We start from the raw sequence: 16,001 nt of genomic DNA, 5'->3' as shown, positions 1-16,001 counted from the left end.
TGATGGGTCCAACGTACAAAGTCAAGATCGTCCCAAGCCTCATGAAGTACCTGGACGGTACGGCAGTAGGGAAGGGAGAGGAGCGGTCGGAGATCAAGGCGGAGCTTGAAGCGTTCCACCGGAACCTGGGATCGGTATCTCACAGCACCCTGGGATGGCTCCTGGATACACTCAAGCCCTTGACACGGCATGGAGTGTACTGCTCCGAAACACAGCGGACGAGAGCCAAGGACTTTATGGCTGACTATCAGGGGTTGTTCCAAGAGGCCCAAGCGGCTGAGGCCAAGCAGGAGAAGAAGGCGAAGAAGCGGAAGCCTGCTGCGGATCCTTTTGCAGCGTCGCTCTTCCCTGAGGATAAGGCTCCCCCGGAGCTGAAGGCCAAGGCTGAGAAGGTGGCTGAGGAGAAGTCTCCGGCCAAGCCGGTCCAGGTGCCGGAAGAGGTAGAGGATGAAGAGGAATTCAATGAGCTGAAGCTCCACCCCGTTCACGGGATGCTCTGGCGACACGAAGTCTTCCGGGAGGGTACGGATGTCCTCGTAGGATATCTCCTCAAGGACAGTGAGGGGATGTCTCGGGAGTGGGAAGACGCCTCCCCGGGAAGCTTGACTGACTGACTTGTTCCACCTTGAGAGCTTTCCCTAAAAGTTCTCACCACTTGAATCCGTGTGCTCTAATGAGCGCACTAAGACAGCACCTTGAAAGGTAACAAGATCATGGCGCAGAAGGTTGAAATCCTCCTCATTGACGACATCGATGGGGGAGAGGCGAACGAGACTGTGACTTTCTCTCTCGATGGCAAGGCCTTTGAGATCGACCTCACCACCGCGAATGCGGAGAAGCTCCGGGGGCTGCTGGACCCCTACACCAAGAACGGTCGCCGTACGGGGGGCAAGCAGGTTGCCAGCAGGGTCACCCGTGGCAGCAGCAAGGCTTCCACGGGTGGCGGTAGTGACACGGCGGCTATCCGTCAGTGGGCCAAGAAGCACGGGCACAACGTGAACGAGAGGGGCCGCATCCCTGCTGCCATCCAGGAGGCCTACAAGAAGGCCAACTCCTGACCTCCAGCACTAGCAGGACGAGTATTAGGGCCCCCGCCACCATGGCGGGGGCCTTCTCCGTAGCGCCTTCGGCAACCGCCCCCAGTGGGGCGGTTGCTGAGGGAGGATGGGCTAGAGAGGGCGGTCAGGAGAGTGACTACACAGTGGGTCTCGGTAGTGCTTCGCAGGGGCGATGCTGAGGAGCTGTTGAGGGACTACGAGGAACAGCAGAAGAGGACGGCGGGCAACAGAGGCAGGGGGCCTCAGCACAGGCGCAGGGTAATCAGGGCACTGAGCGAAATGGTCTCCTCACCGCCCCGGAGTACTTGAGCGTGGCCCAAAGAGAATCAGGCCAAAAGGCAGCTGGCACGGCAGAATGAGAAAGGGGAATGGGGAGGGCCATGAATGAACGGCGATACCTACATGGTGGGCTTGTAGAGGAAGTCAATCGAACGTACGCCGATATTGTGACTGCGGCTTGGTCCCTGGTCCATAACAGTGAGCGGTATCACCCTGGCAAGAAGGCCTCTCTTGCGAGGGTCAAGCAAGTTGCTAAGGGCATGGAGGATGCAGCTTTGATCCTCCTGAAGAACATGGAGAGGGAGGGTGATTTCCCTCAGGACGCCCCTTCTCCTGAATCCCGTATCAAAGCAGACCGAGAGCGCTACGCTACTGCCTACAGGAAAGATGCTCAGGAAGCGGACGCCATCAGGCTGAGTTAGATCCCGAGAGTGGGACCGAGGAAGGGAAGGGAATCTGATGGGTTCTGAGATTCAGCGCATTGAGAAGCTGTGCAAGCGTAAGCGCAGCAAGGCTAGCTATGAGGCAATCAGTGAATGGAAGCAGGATTTCGAAGATACCTCGTATGAGCACATCGAGGCTTTGGCGGAGAAGCTCGACGCTCTTCGTGAAGGCGCTGGAGCTGAACTTTCTGAGCTGGTTACCGCCGCACAGGAACTGAATTCCCAGGGCCTCACATCTAACGCCTATACGGCGCGGCTTGAGGTTGTACAGAACGCCTGGGAGGCGTTCATCAGTGAGGATGATCCCGTCGCCGGCCTGACTGATAAATGGGGGGGAGTTCACTGAGAAGCTGGACGAGATGGAAGAGATGATTGAATCTCCTAGTGACTTCGAAACAGAGGACAAGGATGGTGCTTGGGATGAACTGGTCACCACCCTTGGAGACTTCTCAGATGGGCTCAAGTCGCTGAACCCAAACCTCTAAGACTTGGAACCAAAGAAGGGCTAGGAAGTGATTTGCTTTAACTGCCGCAGGGACTACCCCGAAGAGGCGAGGGAGTGGCATCAGGCCCCGTGTCACGCCTGCCAGAGTGACGGGCACTCGCCCTGTCAGTGCGGACCGGATCCGGCAAGAAGCAACCGGCCTGCTTGGACTGAGGCGTAACGCAAAAAAGCCCCCTCCCATTCGGGAGGGGGCTTTTTTGTTGCCTCAGAGCAGGTCAGGCGCTGCAAGGCCCGAGAACCAGGACCACGTTTCCATGACGTACTTCCGGAGGTCAGGTCACCAGGGCCTCAGCCCCAGTTGACGTCACCCTGAGGGGTCGCAGGAGGGGTCTCCTGGAGGGCCCGGCGGGTCTTGGTGTTCTCGACCCGCTGAGCCACCTCACCCACACCGAGGACGGCAGCAATGAGCGCCAGGAGGGCGACGGTTGGAAGCTCCGGCCACTGGACCAGGAGCAGAGGCATGAGCGCCGTGGCAACGGCGTAGATACGAACAGCATGCTGGGAAAGGATGTTGATAGAGCACCACTCCATAGATAGGTGAATCGAGGGGTCTAAAGGGGTCTCCGTCAGGAGAAAAGACGACTCCAGGTCGAGGGACCGGGGTAGCCATCCGCATCAGTCCCAGTCCAGCCCTGAGCCTTCTGGAAGGCCTGTACTGCGGTGCGGTCGGAGTTGGTCCAGGAGGGCCCAGGACCCTGGGAGTAGTACCGCCCGTAGCCCTTGGCTACGAGCTGCCTGCCGAGAACGGTCACGTGGCTGTTCTTGGCGCCAGGACGGAAGTACCCCTTCCCAGGGAAGAGGGGAAGACTTGGCTTGGTCGGGGGCTTGGGAGTCTCGGGCTTGCCGGCCAGGCGAGCCGCTACGTCCTTGCGGAACTGGCCCATCGGGAAGGAGGGGTCGACCTTCCGTCGAGTGCCCTCCCCATGACCGATCACAGAGTCCGCAGACCAACCGTGATGGCGACAGATCGCCGCCGCCCAGCGGACAGCCGCCTGGTACTGGGCCGATGGATAAGGATCCTTTCCGTCGCCCCGGTTCTCGATCTCGATCCCATAGAAGTGCCGATTGCCGTCAACGGGCTCTGAGGCACCGGGCTTTGGGTGAGTCTTGGACTCATTCAGGACGGCATCGAATGCGTTCTGAGCAATGGTCCCAGCGTGATTCGCTCGGCCGTTACCCACCATCGTGGCGGTACCCGCCTTGTTCAGGTGGGTGTGGCAGAGGGGCCCCGGAAGATCCGTCGATCCGTTGAAACAGAAATTCAGGGAGTCAGACCCTGCGGTGTGATGGATCATCACTCCGTGCATAGGGCCCCAAGAGCCCTTGTGATTCCGGTTATGGGTCTTCCAACCGGGATGCTCCTTGACAGTGACACCCTCAGTCTTGAGGGCCTTCACAAACTGTTCAGCGGTCATTGGTGTATCCAAAATCAGTCCTCCTGTGTGAGTCGTACGAGAGAAAGCCGGGCAGGGTCGAGAGCAGTCAGGAGCCCTATCAGCCGGGCGTTCTCGGACTCAATCCGAGCAAGACGGTTCTTGATTTCCGTCAGGTCTCCTGCAAGCCTGTCGGCTCGTTCCTTCTGGGCTTCCGCTTCCTCCCGCCAGACCTTCGCGGTATTGGTCCGGAGAGAAGCGATGACCACGATTACGGCAGCGGAGACGGTTGCCAGGCAGGCAATAAGGGTTGTGCTTTGAGAGAGGTCCATAGGCCTCCAATGTGGGCAGCATGAGGAGGGCCCCGGCATCAGCCGGGGCCCTGTGTCGTTTCAGGTGAGGTCAGGACATGAGGATGGGGGTAATCCGGTTTGCCATGTGGGCGTAACCAAGATCCGAGGGGTGCACAGAATTGGTACCCGCCTGGCCGGCTGCGGCCGGAGTTCCCCAGTAGCCGAGGGAGTTCCAGAAGTCCCAGGAGTTTCGACCGATAGCCCACATGTTCACAAAGGCTGCCCCGTAGGATTCCGCCAGCCCTCGGGCCCGCTGTGCGTAGTCCTGGTAGAGGTAGTTGGTCGTATCGTGCTTCCCCAAGTGAGGGAGCATCAGCATTACGTCAGTGGATCCGTTGTTGGCGTTCTTGACCGCCTGGATATACCGGGCAACCGAGTTGGCCCATGCGTCTCCAGTCGTACCGGTTGAGGCGTCATTAGGGCCTGCCGTGAAGATGACAAGATCTGCCGGGAACATCTTTCCGCCGTTCCAAACGGCGTTAAGGCCTGCGTCTGTGGCATCGCCATAGTCAGAGGCTTTAGCTCCTGCCTTAGCCAGATTGTCAACGACGATCCCTGAGGCGTTCTCTCCGCTGACTCCCATAATTGAGAGGTACTGACCCGTACCCGGAGCAGTTCCGTTCCAGGTGAGAGTCACCGTGTGCTCAGTCGGCGTGAGGCCTCCGACAGTGGTCGTCTGAACAGCCGCTGTGGTGCCCCCGCCATTGGCCACAGTCACAGGCGCAGCAGCATCAATCTTGTAGATGTATCCGGCCTTCGCGGTAGGGCCAGTAAGCGTGTAGATCTTGACAGTTGAGCCAGTGACCTTGAACGTCATGGAGGAGCCGGTGGTATCGGTGATGACGTAGCCGATACCTGGACCGTAGGTGCTGGCTCCAGTCGACCAAGTACCAGTCTGGGCAGCCGCAGAGCCATTAGCCAGCCATTCAGTGATGGCCGGCACAGTGTCCGGCTTGCCCACCCAGGACATGGACCGGGAAGCGGTGAACATCCCGGATCCGCCGTTTCCATACTTCGCCTGAAGGGCTGTCCTGGCTTCACCCACCCATCCCTTTGTCTGAAGGTTGGAGGCAAAGTAACCCTGTGAGGCAGAGCCTCCGACAACGATGATTCGGGCCTTCCCTCCAGTGGCAGCAGCATCCCGCTTGGGCTTCCAGAACTCCCCCCAGGAGGGCGGAACATAGATGCCCTTGGCTGTGTAGTCGCTCTGAGAAGTCTTGGCGTAGGTATGGAGCTGAGTACGGGCCTCCGAGTAGTTGGTGCCGGCGACTGTCGTGATGTTGGTTCCGAGCTGTACGCGTTCGTTCGTTCCGTCGTCATACAGGCCCTTCAGGGCCGCATGCAGGTAGGCCCCGTCGAGCTGGACATCACGGGCTTTGGAGATCCGTACGCCGTACTGGGGGCTCGTGGTGGCCGTGCCCTGGTCATCCGTTCCCGGGTAGCAGGTCACGCCCTGGACGACGACGGGGGCTCGACCCATGAGGGAGAGGCCTGCGTACCCTCCGCCTCCTGGCCCTCCGTTACGTCCGTCCCTACGGGTCATCAGGGCATTGATCAGGAAGGGTCCGTTACCTGTGGCATCGATCCTGACTCCGTCATGGCCGCATCTGTCGGTGGAACAGGCAGTCATAGTCATGGCCCCAGAGCCAGGCCAGTTCCCCCAGTCACCGGTGAAGTGGTAGCCATGGGATCCGGTCCACTCGACTCGGCAGCCCATCAAAATGGTATTGGCGCAGTTCGAAAGCTTGACTCCTACGGCGGATACGCCGATCACCTGACAGTCAATGAGACTGAGGTCAGTCTGTCGCTCAAAGACGATGCCATTAGCACGGCAGTTGTCGACCATGACGGAATGAAGGCGCCATGAATAGGGCCACTCTCCCCCGGGATTGGATGCGGTGATGATTCCGTTGTTCGGAACCTTCCGAATGCATACATCCCTCAGAACAACATTTTGGACGTTCCCGCGGCTGTAAATTCCGTCAGTCAACCCCGCCGTAAGGCGGGATCCGTCCAGCATCAGATTGAAAAGTCTTTGCTCTCCGTTGATCGCGGGATGTTCCCCGTCGTCCTGGCCAATGATGGTGATCATCGCTATGCCCTTGAAGGAGGGGAGGGCCTGGATGTAGCAGGGGAAATCCTCGTCCAGCATGCCAGGGCCCACCATGAGATTTGAGTGGGATCCCATGAGGGTTACACCCTTGGGGAGGTCGAGAGGGGCAGAGATCGCATAGATTCCCTTGGGGAAGTACACGATTCCGCCGATGCCTGCGGCATCAATGGCCCTCTGAATCGCCCTGGTGTCGTCGGTCTCCCCGTCGCCCTTGGCTCCGTAGGAGCGGACGTTGATCCAGTCGACCGGCGGTCGGCTGCCACCCCCGCCGCTACCGATTCCCTCTGGGAGCTGGGCCAGGGGGACGAGTCCCATTTCGTCGAGAGTGGCGAGGCCTCCGGGGGCGCCGGCACGAGCCTGGATGTCACCGAGGACAGTGGCCGCAGTGCCATGCGGATCGGGCGCGGCCTGGTGATCACGGAGGACCGTACTCACATCGGGGACCAGGGCGACGCGGCCCCCGCCGAAGTCCACGTAGACCCGCTCAGGGCCTCCGTCGGGGCCCCGGAAGGCGGGCACCATGCCCGCGTCGTCAGCCACCAGCTCGGCCATAGGTACGTCATCGAGGGACATCAGGTCAGTGAGCTGGGTAGCTCCTGCGGAGAGTCCGTCCCAGACGGATCCACGAGCGCCAGGAGCACGGACACCAGCGGAGTCCTCCGCCGCATCGGCGGCTGTACCGCCATACAGATATCTAGCTATGCGGATCACTCCTTGAATTCGTTGGCCTCATAGGTGCCTGAGATGGTGAGGACTGCTCCTCGGGGAAGGACTGCCAGAGCATCAAGACCCTGCCCCGAATTCTTGAAGCCGGGAATGTAGAGGTACACCGCACCCTGACTTCCTCCGGTGGAGGTCTTCCCTGTGACAGATACGAAGTTGGGCAGCGTCTGGTTGGCCTTGTTGTTGTTGTTCAGATGACCTGTGAAAACCTGACCAGTAAGGCCGCAGGCGTCAACGGGGAGGGTGATACCCCTGATCCACTGATCCTTGTAAAGCCACATGTCAGCGTTGGTGGGGTTCTCAATACTCGCGCTGAAGTAGATCGTATTCGGGGCGATCCACCGGTAACGGCCCTTACGGTTGACCGCGTTGGGGGTCTGGCCGTTCATGAAACTGGGGATATAGGTGCGGGACTTTCCGAAGTGGCGAGTGACCACATAGCCATCCCGCCCCACAAACCCTTCTAGCTGAGAGTCATTGGTATTCGAGTCCGCGTCATAGACAAGGGATCCCCGGGGCAGGAACCTTGCTCCGTCGACCACATTCCAGGGGTAACTAGCCGCTGGGGGAGTGCTGTAGGGCATCACATCAGTGACGGTCACTGAAGCATTGCGGGCGGCTACGTCCACCAGGAAGAGGGGCATTTCCCAGAGCCCGCCAGCCTTGCGGCGGGGCTGAGGAGGTACGGGGGTAGCGCCAGGGGCACCCTGGAGAACCGCCAGATTCACAGAGCCCTTGGCAGAGTCAGCCTGGATCACCACCAGATCCTTCCGGGCCTTGTCGCCCGCGTTGGCAGCGACCAACACAGCCTGAGGCGCAGTGAGTTGGTAGTAGAAGCCTCCCACGAAGGCCTTGCCCGGCTGGATCTCAACGGACCGGTTATTGGTGACGCGCCCATTGAAGGGCAGGGCCGCAGTTGAGTAGGTGGAGGCAGTGAGCTGGAAATCAACCCTGTCTCCGCCCCACATGTGGGCCATTTCTTGCCACTGCGTTTGAGACACAACAGAAGTTCCGCCACTGGCAGAGTCTGCATTGAACGGATAGCTGATCTCAGCCAATGGGGCCTCACATTCTCGCCTCTAGTCGCCTGAGTTTCTTCTGAAGCTCAGACACGGTCTTGTACAGATTCAGAGGCTCCCCGGAACCTTGTTGCCCGATCTTGGGACTTACCTCATTCGTCTTCCCTGCCTCATCGACGTTGATGGACACCTCGCGCACTATGTCTACGTACTCGGTGCCGTCGACTGCGACAGTGACTTTGTCACCCACGAAATAGTCCCTGCCGAATTGGCAGTAGTCAGTGTCAATGGGATAGACCTGGAAGTTCCCCGACTTCTCACCCTCCTTGAGGGCTGCCTCTGCTGCCTCTCGGATCACCGATAGGTAGTGCTCAACCGCTACGGGCTTTGCCGCTGTCAGGGCGGCCTTGAGTGCGTTCTTAGCCGCAGTCAGATTTGATGTGGCTTCCGTCAGCGCAGCCTTGGAGGTATCAAAATCCCCCTTGGCCTTCGTGTGCGCTGTGGTTGCCTTGCCTAGGTCTGTCTCAGCCTCATCCAGGGCCTTCTGTGCCGCCGCCTTTTCGGCTGCGGTATCCGCATCGGCAAGCCGCTTCTTCGCCCGCGTGACGGCTCCCTGAGCGTCCTCTAGGGCGTTGACAGCTTGGTTGTACGGCCCCTTGGCCTTGTCGTGCGTCTCGTCAGCCTTCTGAGCCGCAGTCTCGGCGCCTGTGAGCGTCTTCCTGGCGGCTATGACCAAGGGAGTCCAGTCGGCGCCGCTGGGGTTCTGCCCGATGTCCTCGAAACCGTCTGAGCCTGTGGTGGTCACCAGCTCGGGGGCTCCGGTGGGGGAGGTCTTCAAGGGCACATCTCGTCTGTCTACGAACTGCTCGTAGGACGTGCCCCACTCGGACTCAGAGGCGCTATCGATCAACTGCCAGATGTAGCGGGCGCTGCCCTCGCCCTGGCAGGCCACAACAACTCTTGTGATCCGAGGGCCAGTCAGGGTGTAGATGTATTCCCGAAGGTTCCCCAGCTCAGGACTGAAGCGGATTTCCCTGGACAGGTCCCGAGGGGCATAGACCTTGAGGTCGACCTCTTGACTGTCGGCGTTGTAAATGAACCGGTATCCCAAGTCGCGTGCCTTGCACCACTCTTCAAGTTTGGTGCCGATCACGTCGTACCTCAGGCTGTCTGTGACCTTCCCTCCTGACTGAGGATCCGTACCGACATTCAGGCCCAGGATTCTGCGATCAGGAAGAGCGGAAGGCCCCAGAGCTGAACTCAGCTCAGACCAGATGGCAGAGCCGGCACCTGAGGCAACAGCTCGGGTACTACGTCCTGCGTACTGCCTTGGAATGGGAGAGGCGGGCTCAGGGAAGGCCAGGCGGCTGTATGCCAACCGGTTGTGACACTTGCCTGATATGTAAAGAGAACCGGGTCCCGTGTGCTGGACCTTGGTCCAATACTTTTGGTACTGATCCACCTGACCACTGAGAAGAGGCTCAGAAACACCCTCCTGCCAGATGGCTACCCCGCCGCCTTTCTCGATGAGGTCGGCCTGAGGAGTCCCATCCTTGATGAGGAGTTGCCAGATTCCTTCTGCACACCATCTGACTGTGAAGTCCAGGGAGATCCATGTATCGATCTCCCCTACTCGCTTCTTGGCTCTGTCGAATACCTCAACCCGGTAGCCCAATGACCCTCCTAAATGTAGCTCGCGTAGCGAGGGGTGTAGGCAAGCCGGACGGAAGCTCTGCCACTGCCGGCGACCACGGAAATTGAGCACTTGGAGTCGCCCGGTTCGATCGGCCAGAAAGAGGGGTTGGCATCAAGGGCAGCCCAATAGTTCATGCCCTGGTCATCCTTGACAGTCTTCTTTCCCGGCCTGGTGTCTATCTCCATGACTCGGCCATCGGGTACAAGGTCGATTCCGTTGTCAGGAGGGGCAGCCTTCAGGACCTCTCCCTTTGGAGAGGTGAGAGAGAAGCTTTTGATAGGCCCCGTGAGCTCCCAGACGGGCCAGGCGTCCTCATCCCCCGGATTGGATACCAGGTACTCACTGCCAGGCCCTCCCATCGTCCCCCTACTGATCTGCATGGGGAAGAATTTCCGGGAGGTACTGAGGAAGGGAAGTCCTGTCCCGAAGTCCCACCGTGTGGACTCTGAGGCGGAGGGATAGAACCAGGGATCCATTGCGGTGAGCAGCAGAGCATACTTACACCAGGTGAAACCTGATACGTCAACGCCTTCGGCCCCGTCCAATCCATCCTTGTAATAGACCGATATCCGGCGGGCCTGCCCGCTGCCCTCGGTGAACTTCAGAACACAGAAACCGCGCTTCGGATTGAGTGCCTGAAAGAGTTTCCGCTTGAGGGCGTTCAGGGTCTGCCTGTCGACCCCGTACAGATAGAGCGGAATCATAATCTCTCTGGAAGTGGTCCGGGAAGACCGGTAAATGGATCCGTCGAGACTCGGCGAATCGTCACTGAAAATCGCGTAGGGCGGCATATCAAGACCTGTGGCCCCGGCCTGCATGACGATGGAGGGCCAGGCCCTCCCTGTGAAGCCCGTGAGGGGAATCTCCTCGCCGGCACCGCTGGCCCCTGTAATGCTGACTGCTGTCCGGTCCCAAAGGACCGGGGTGGGCGGTACCGGGTACACGACCGGTGGCCGAGTCGGTACCACCCTTACCGGAATAGGCAAGAGACCTCCTTAGAGTGTGCTGTAAAGGGCCTCCGCCTGCTGGAGCGCTCGGATTACTGCGTGAGGTGTCGGTTCCGTACGAGCCTCGTGAATGTGGATCTCGTACTTCTTGCCGCCACTGAGGAGGGCCTCAGTTTCGTCATTGTTGTAGACCCTGGCGCCTCCTCCACCGAAGTCAACGAGTTCCCTGCCTTTCTCGCCGACCATGGCGAGACCAGGTGAGGCGGAAAGGGTGCCTGTGGCGTATCCCGTGGTTCCTGCGAGGACGGAAGTCCATCGGGAGCCGTACCGGCTGCGGGCGTAATTGATGCCCGCATAGACCGATGCAAGCGGATTGGTGATTCCCAGACCTCTATACGGCCCGGCATATGCGTTGAAGGTACTGGGGATGGTCTGCATCAGACCCTGAGACGGATGTCCCGCCTTTGCATTGGAGTCCCAGAGGTTGATTGCATTGGGGTCTCCGCCGGACTCCACACCGATTCTGTGGAGGATCAGACCCAGGTGGCTGGGAGGGAGTCCGAGAGCTGAGAGCGCTTGGAGAACCACATTCGTCCACCTTGTGACCTTGCTGCCAGCATTCGGCTTGCCGAAAACGGCTGCAACGTCGAACGGCACCTTCTGTGTCGCAGATACCTTTGAATCCTGTCCGAAGTCAAATAGGCCCTTTGTGTTGGGCATCGCCTCTTCGGCGTTATCCATAAACTCAGACCTCACACGGTCTGCGTAGGGGAGGGAGATTCCGTTGAGATCCCTTACCATGTCGACCATTCCTACGACACCATTGATGTCATCCGCGACAGTTTCATAGATTGTGCTTACGGCCCCCGTGAGGGAGCCTATTGGGTCTGATGCAACATCCCAGATGGCTTTGCCGGATTCCCAGACTCCTCCGAGAAGATCCGTCACCACTCGGCCAAGAGTGTCCATGGAAAAGATGTGTCCCATGAAGCGCTCGCCACGCTGGACGATGTTCCCGGAGCCCTTCCAAACATCCGGCCAAAAGTAGTCAGCCGCAACAGGGGCAAGAGCACCGCCGAGAGCACCGGCCGCCTGGCCTACAAGAGTTGGAGCCCTCTTGAGGAAGGACCAAATATCTTTGGACATCCAGTCATAGGCGCCCCGGAAATTCTTCGCTCCGGCCTTACCCGTGACCTCCGAAGCCTTAGTCCCTGTGCCGAGAATTCCCGCCTGTGTGCTGCCGCCAAGGGCATCAGAAGTCCCGTCCAGGCGCATTGTTTTTACAACCGCGGACCCAATTCGAGGCATCTCATTGGTGATTTCCATCATTCGTGAGAGCTGGTCGAGTCCTAGACGGCCTCCGCCGTTACTGCCAACGACTCCGCCCCGTGCCCTGCGGGAAAGCTGACCCCGGATGGCCAGTTCGTTCCAGGTGTTAATTGTGGATTCGCCAAGGTGGCTAGTGACTTCAGGCCTGAGAACGGACTCACCAGGGGAGAGGATTGAGGGGATGTTGTCTACCCAAGGGGAATAGCCGGGGAGAACCCCGTACCGGGAGGCATCAGCCTGTGTGGCAACACCACCTCGGGCATTTCTGTTCCCCTTGCCCTTCCCCTTGCCTCCTCCAGAACTTCCGCCCCCTCCTCCTGGGGACTTCTTCCCGATCCTGTCGAGAGCCCCATCAAGACCATCGCCCTCATCCTTGGCCCGCTTGAGAGCCTTGGCCAGGTCGTCCACTTGGCCCTTGATGGACTTCAGAGAACGGCCGTTGAGGAGCCCTATACGGCCCGCAAGCGACCCTGCTCCTGTGCCTTGCCCAACCTTCACGTAGGTGTCCTGGGCAGCAGCCGTGAGCTTCTCGAACTCGCCAATGATGTCGGTCAGTCGACGCTTTCGGAGGTTCTCGATCCGCCCGGAGACAGAGGCGCTCATGGTGCCAATGCCGATCTGGTCGGCGGAGTCCTTGGCAGCCTTGGTCAGTCCTCGGAAGGACTCCGTGACAGGCCCAACGTCCTTGTTTCGCAGGTTGGTTGTACGAGTCTCGACGCTGGTGATGTCCTTGCCGGCTTCCTCGGCTGCGACGCCGAGGAGATTGATTTCCCGGTAGATCTTCCCCAGGTCAGCCCCGTTGAGGTTGTCGGCCTTGGCCTTCGCCTGGTCGAATTCACTGCTCAGTTTCCGAACACTGGCTTCCGCCTGGTCAATCTCCTGGCGGAGGGATCCCAGGTTGGCCCCGTTCAGCGGCTGGACTCCCTGAGTGACTGTGTTCCTCAAGGCATTCTGAGCCTGATTGGCAGCCCCCTGAACCGAGTTGCCCCCTGAGCCTCCAAGTGCCTGCTGAATGCTCCTGAGGGACTGCTCATTGACCTGTCGCAGCTCGTCCCGGAGGCGGGCCGCTTCCGCTCTGGCCTCCTCCATCTGCCTGTCCAGCTCCGCCAACTGTCGGCGCTGCTGATCTCCTCCGACGGATACGCCCAGGAGCGAGTCACGACTACGGGCCACAGGTCCCCGGCTGTCTCCACTGCGGTTCTCGGCTCGACGCTCCCGGTAGGCCTGGCGGCCTGCCTGGGTGACCTCCCGGCGGGACTCCCCCCGGGACTGAGCTGCGGTGCGTGCAGCAGAGCGGGCCTGGCGCTGAGAGCGGGTGCGAGCTGCTGCCCGGCCTCCCTGGGTCACACCCGTACCAAGGACGCGGAGGGGGGACAGGAGACGACCGCCCACCCCAATAATTTTGCCGATGAGCTTTGAGAGAAGGCCTACGGCAAGAATGAGGGGGCCCCACTCCACCAGGAATTTTGCTAGGGCAACTGTGATGCCTGCGAATTGGCTATCCCTGAACCAGGTGGTCACACGGTCGACCATTGATATGAAATTCTTCAGCGAGTCCAGGAAGAGGCCAAGGAATTTCTTGATGTCCGGGCCGTACTTCTCGCCCATGCCCTGGACCTGTTCAATCAGGCCGCCCTCAGTGCTGTACCCACTGACGTACTGGCCACCAAACTTGTCCTGGCTGTACTGGGGAACCCGCTTGCCCATCAGCTTTTCACCAAGCTTGGTGTACGCGTAGGCTCCGCCCTTGCCTTCATCTACAAAGAGGTTTCCCAGTTTGAAGGAAGCAAGCTCCTTCATCTGCTGAATGCGGCCTGTGATGGTCTCACTGGTCATCTTCTCAGCAGAGCCTACGGAGCCTCCATCACGCATGGGGCCGTACTTTTCACCGTACTTCTCAGGGTCCCAGTAATTAAGCATCGAGTTCATGATCTGAGTACCCGATACGCCGCCGCCCTTGGCAGCAGGTGTACCAATGACCTTCCACATTTCCTGAGAATTCTTAAACCCAAGGAGATTGGCAAGCTCAGAGGCTGGCATACCTGACGCGGCAGCAAGCTGCTTGACGGACCGGGTAGGGGCCCGGTCCATATCCATAATCATGTCCATCGCGTACATAGCACGCCTGAACTGTTCAGGATTCAGGTTTCCCGCACGAGCCATCGAGTCACCAATAGCCATGATCAGGTCAGTGGTCTTCTCGGCAGCGGAGTTCGCTGCCTTGGTCCGCTTGTCACCCTTGCCGTACCAATTCTTGTCGGCGCCGGCAACGGACCTGATCAGCTTCATTTGGTACTCGTGCATTACGTCGATGCTGAAGGGAGTATCAATCGCGTAGGTCTGAATATTGTTCATCTGCTTGGCCGACTGAGAAGGCGTTACACCGGCCGCACCAAGGCCAAGCTGTCCCAAGAGACGCTGATCCGCAGATTTAACACCGATGGCGGTAAGTGCCGCTCCAGCAGCGGCGAGAGGAGCCAGGAACCTGGTTGTCAGAAGATTTCCGGCCTCCACCACGGATGTCCCCAGCTCATGGAACCAGGTACCAGTCTTCTTCATTCCGGTCTCAACACGCTTTAGGAATCCCGCAGTTGTGTTGGACGTCGCAGTGATATCCCGTCGTGCAGCCGTCATCTGAGTTCTGAGGTCGGCCATATGCCGTTGCCGTCCGGCGATGCCTGCTTGCAGCCACTGGCGCTCTGCGGCTGCCATACGGCGGATCTCGGCTATCTGAGCCTGTGTGGCGGCCCTTCGGGCTGCCGTCTCCTCCCGCATCATGCGGAGGGCATCTGAGTGGGCCTGGTTCACCACCTGACGCCGCTGACGCGCCTCATCCCGCATAAGGCGCAGAGCGTCACCGTGAGCCTGATTGAGCATCCGTCGACGCTCTTGGAAGGCGCGGGCCTCGGCCCGCTCCTGGTCCCGCAGCAGCTTCAAGGCCTCCGTGTGGGCCTGATTCACGATGCGCCGGCGGTCACGTTCAAGGCGGGTCGCGGACTGGAGCCTGTCCCTGTTGGCCTTCTCCTCCAGGCGGACCGCGTCACCCAAGGCCTTGCGGGTCTCAGCTGAGGTCTTCTCCAGCTCCTTGCGCTTCTTGACTTCGAGCTTCTGGAATTCCCGGAACCGCCTGCCCGCCTCTTCCCCGTATTCTCGGGTGATCAGCTTCTCAATACGGTTCAGAGTCTTCTTGGTGTCGACAGCCTCTTTCTCAACGGCTGCCTTTGCCTTCTTGGCCTGAGTTGCCAAGTCCCGGGGAAGGGACTGGAGTCCGTCTTTAGCGGCCTTACTCATGACCTTCGAGGCGGAGGCACCAATCTTCTCCAGCTCAGAAGTTACCTTCCGGCGAAGATCCGCCATGTCCTTCGTGGTGGCCTTGGGGACGATCTCTATGTACCCGGTCCCAATTTTTATGGGAGCCCTGCCCTCTGCCATACGGACCTCCTAGAGGCTGTTCATGTGCCCGAAGAAGTCCGTGAGTTCATCCGGAGAGGACATACGGGAGGGCGTGGGAATAGTGTCTTCAGGCTCGGGGTCTCCAGGGCGTGGGACAGGTGAGGGAAATTCGAGATCTTCAGCGCCCTCAGCGTTCGCCTTGATGGCGATGAAGTTGCTTAGCTCCATGGCATCACTGATGCGGGCCAGGAGGTAGTCAGACTCAGCCCACCGAGACCGCTCATCCATAGCAAGAAGGAGAGTTGAGCGGCCATGCTTGGCCATCAGGGACTTGATGAGTACGCCTACACGGCGCAGGGAGAGGGATCCTCTCCAGAGGTCGAGTAGATCGACTTGGAAGTACTCCAGCAAATCAGCCTCTAGTTCCTCCGGGTATTCGTGCACCACCCGGAGGACAGCCATCAGTTTCCCGAATCAGCGTCCTCGCCCTTGGCCGCAGACATGGCCTCAGCGAGACCGAAGAAGTCGCCGATAGTTGGGCCGGCACTCCGGAAGGCGGACCACTGATCCTCGCCCAGAATAAGGCGAGTTGCCTCAATCTCGTCTTCGGTCTCCAGCACTTCCAGAGGCCAGGTCTTGAAGTCACCAAAGGTATAAGTAATGCCGTTGAACTCAAAGGAGGTGGACTCGGCCAAGGCCTCCGCCTTCTGGGCCGTGGTCTTCTTGGCAGCAGTCTTCTTAGCAGGCTCGGTCATGTGATCTCCAGGGAG

General features: G+C 59.6%; 14 protein-coding genes. 4 read left to right on the top strand and 10 right to left on the bottom strand.

The annotated features are described in order from the left end of the window. The first annotated feature begins 2 nt into the window (after window positions 1–2). The 4 genes from ACIA73_RS09045 (at window position 3) to ACIA73_RS09030 (ending at window position 2,126) form a co-directional block, all read left to right on the top strand. Window positions 3–614, top strand: a complete 612-nt coding sequence (locus ACIA73_RS09045) for a hypothetical protein (protein WP_399437675.1) — start codon at window positions 3–5, stop codon at window positions 612–614. A gap of 99 nt (window positions 615–713) precedes the next feature. After that, window positions 714–1,058 (top strand): Lsr2 family protein, encoded by a 345-nt coding sequence (locus tag ACIA73_RS09040; RefSeq protein ID WP_399437674.1) that lies wholly within the window; start codon window positions 714–716, stop codon window positions 1,056–1,058. A 380-nt stretch (window positions 1,059–1,438) separates the two neighbouring features. Beyond that, window positions 1,439–1,759, top strand: a complete 321-nt coding sequence (locus ACIA73_RS09035; RefSeq protein WP_399437673.1) for a hypothetical protein — start codon at window positions 1,439–1,441, stop codon at window positions 1,757–1,759. 37 nt (window positions 1,760–1,796) lie between these two features. After that, window positions 1,797–2,126, top strand: a complete 330-nt coding sequence (locus tag ACIA73_RS09030) for a hypothetical protein (RefSeq protein WP_399437672.1) — start codon at window positions 1,797–1,799, stop codon at window positions 2,124–2,126. Between the two features lie 447 nt (window positions 2,127–2,573). Here the strand turns inward: ACIA73_RS09030 and ACIA73_RS09025 are convergent, their stop codons facing one another. From ACIA73_RS09025 to ACIA73_RS08980, 10 genes are all read right to left on the bottom strand, one after another. Further along, window positions 2,574–2,747 carry a hypothetical protein gene (locus tag ACIA73_RS09025; RefSeq protein WP_399437671.1) on the bottom strand — a complete coding sequence of 58 codons (174 nt, stop codon included), beginning with the start codon at window positions 2,745–2,747 and terminating at the stop codon, window positions 2,574–2,576. A 104-nt stretch (window positions 2,748–2,851) separates the two neighbouring features. Beyond that, window positions 2,852–3,592: a peptidoglycan-binding protein gene (locus tag ACIA73_RS09020; RefSeq protein ID WP_399438035.1), complete on the bottom strand. Its 741-nt coding sequence runs from the start codon at window positions 3,590–3,592 to the stop codon at window positions 2,852–2,854. Between the two features lie 122 nt (window positions 3,593–3,714). After that, a complete protein-coding gene (locus ACIA73_RS09015; RefSeq protein WP_399437670.1) occupies window positions 3,715–3,990 on the bottom strand; it encodes a hypothetical protein in 276 nt (91 codons plus the stop codon). A 70-nt stretch (window positions 3,991–4,060) separates the two neighbouring features. Further along, window positions 4,061–6,697: a glycosyl hydrolase family 28-related protein gene (locus ACIA73_RS09010; protein WP_399437669.1), complete on the bottom strand. Its 2,637-nt coding sequence runs from the start codon at window positions 6,695–6,697 to the stop codon at window positions 4,061–4,063. Window positions 6,698–6,831: 134 nt separating this feature from the next. Continuing rightward, on the bottom strand, window positions 6,832–7,905 hold the full coding sequence (locus tag ACIA73_RS09005; RefSeq protein WP_399437667.1) for a hypothetical protein: 1,074 nt from the start codon (window positions 7,903–7,905) through the stop codon (window positions 6,832–6,834). Window positions 7,906–7,912: 7 nt separating this feature from the next. Further along, on the bottom strand, window positions 7,913–9,541 hold the full coding sequence (locus tag ACIA73_RS09000; protein WP_399437666.1) for a hypothetical protein: 1,629 nt from the start codon (window positions 9,539–9,541) through the stop codon (window positions 7,913–7,915). A gap of 8 nt (window positions 9,542–9,549) precedes the next feature. Further along, complete coding sequence (locus ACIA73_RS08995) at window positions 9,550–10,548, bottom strand: phage tail domain-containing protein (RefSeq protein WP_399437665.1); 999 nt, start codon at window positions 10,546–10,548, stop codon at window positions 9,550–9,552. Between the two features lie 9 nt (window positions 10,549–10,557). Then, window positions 10,558–15,270 carry a transglycosylase SLT domain-containing protein gene (locus ACIA73_RS08990; protein WP_399437663.1) on the bottom strand — a complete coding sequence of 1,571 codons (4,713 nt, stop codon included), beginning with the start codon at window positions 15,268–15,270 and terminating at the stop codon, window positions 10,558–10,560. A 9-nt stretch (window positions 15,271–15,279) separates the two neighbouring features. Then, on the bottom strand, window positions 15,280–15,693 hold the full coding sequence (locus ACIA73_RS08985; RefSeq protein ID WP_399437662.1) for a hypothetical protein: 414 nt from the start codon (window positions 15,691–15,693) through the stop codon (window positions 15,280–15,282). Beyond that, window positions 15,693–15,986: a hypothetical protein gene (locus tag ACIA73_RS08980; RefSeq protein ID WP_399437661.1), complete on the bottom strand. Its 294-nt coding sequence runs from the start codon at window positions 15,984–15,986 to the stop codon at window positions 15,693–15,695. The genes ACIA73_RS08985 and ACIA73_RS08980 overlap by 1 nt, the downstream gene beginning before the upstream one ends. Window positions 15,987–16,001: the final 15 nt, after the last annotated feature.

Origin of the sequence: Streptomyces sp. NPDC051561, assembly GCF_044454195.1 — a bacterium.
Lineage (GTDB): Bacteria > Actinomycetota > Actinomycetes > Streptomycetales > Streptomycetaceae > Streptomyces.
The sequence above is the reverse complement of the archived record's forward strand: the minus strand, read 5'-3'. Positions and strand labels throughout refer to the sequence as shown.

What these genes read in the sequence shown, in the direction of transcription:
- ACIA73_RS09045 (WP_399437675.1), top strand. Translation starts at nt 3, where the DNA reads ATGGGTCCAACGTACAAAGTCAAGATCGTCCCAAGCCTCATGAAGTAC.
- ACIA73_RS09040 (WP_399437674.1), top strand. Translation starts at nt 714, where the DNA reads ATGGCGCAGAAGGTTGAAATCCTCCTCATTGACGACATCGATGGGGGA.
- ACIA73_RS09035 (WP_399437673.1), top strand. Translation starts at nt 1,439, where the DNA reads ATGAATGAACGGCGATACCTACATGGTGGGCTTGTAGAGGAAGTCAAT.
- ACIA73_RS09030 (WP_399437672.1), top strand. Translation starts at nt 1,797, where the DNA reads ATGGGTTCTGAGATTCAGCGCATTGAGAAGCTGTGCAAGCGTAAGCGC.
- ACIA73_RS09025 (WP_399437671.1), bottom strand. Translation starts at nt 2,747, where the DNA reads ATGCCTCTGCTCCTGGTCCAGTGGCCGGAGCTTCCAACCGTCGCCCTC.
- ACIA73_RS09020 (WP_399438035.1), bottom strand. Translation starts at nt 3,592, where the DNA reads ATGCACGGAGTGATGATCCATCACACCGCAGGGTCTGACTCCCTGAAT.
- ACIA73_RS09015 (WP_399437670.1), bottom strand. Translation starts at nt 3,990, where the DNA reads ATGGACCTCTCTCAAAGCACAACCCTTATTGCCTGCCTGGCAACCGTC.
- ACIA73_RS09010 (WP_399437669.1), bottom strand. Translation starts at nt 6,697, where the DNA reads ATGTCCCTCGATGACGTACCTATGGCCGAGCTGGTGGCTGACGACGCG.
- ACIA73_RS08990 (WP_399437663.1), bottom strand. Translation starts at nt 15,270, where the DNA reads ATGGCAGAGGGCAGGGCTCCCATAAAAATTGGGACCGGGTACATAGAG.
- ACIA73_RS08985 (WP_399437662.1), bottom strand. Translation starts at nt 15,693, where the DNA reads ATGGCTGTCCTCCGGGTGGTGCACGAATACCCGGAGGAACTAGAGGCT.
- ACIA73_RS08980 (WP_399437661.1), bottom strand. Translation starts at nt 15,986, where the DNA reads ATGACCGAGCCTGCTAAGAAGACTGCTGCCAAGAAGACCACGGCCCAG.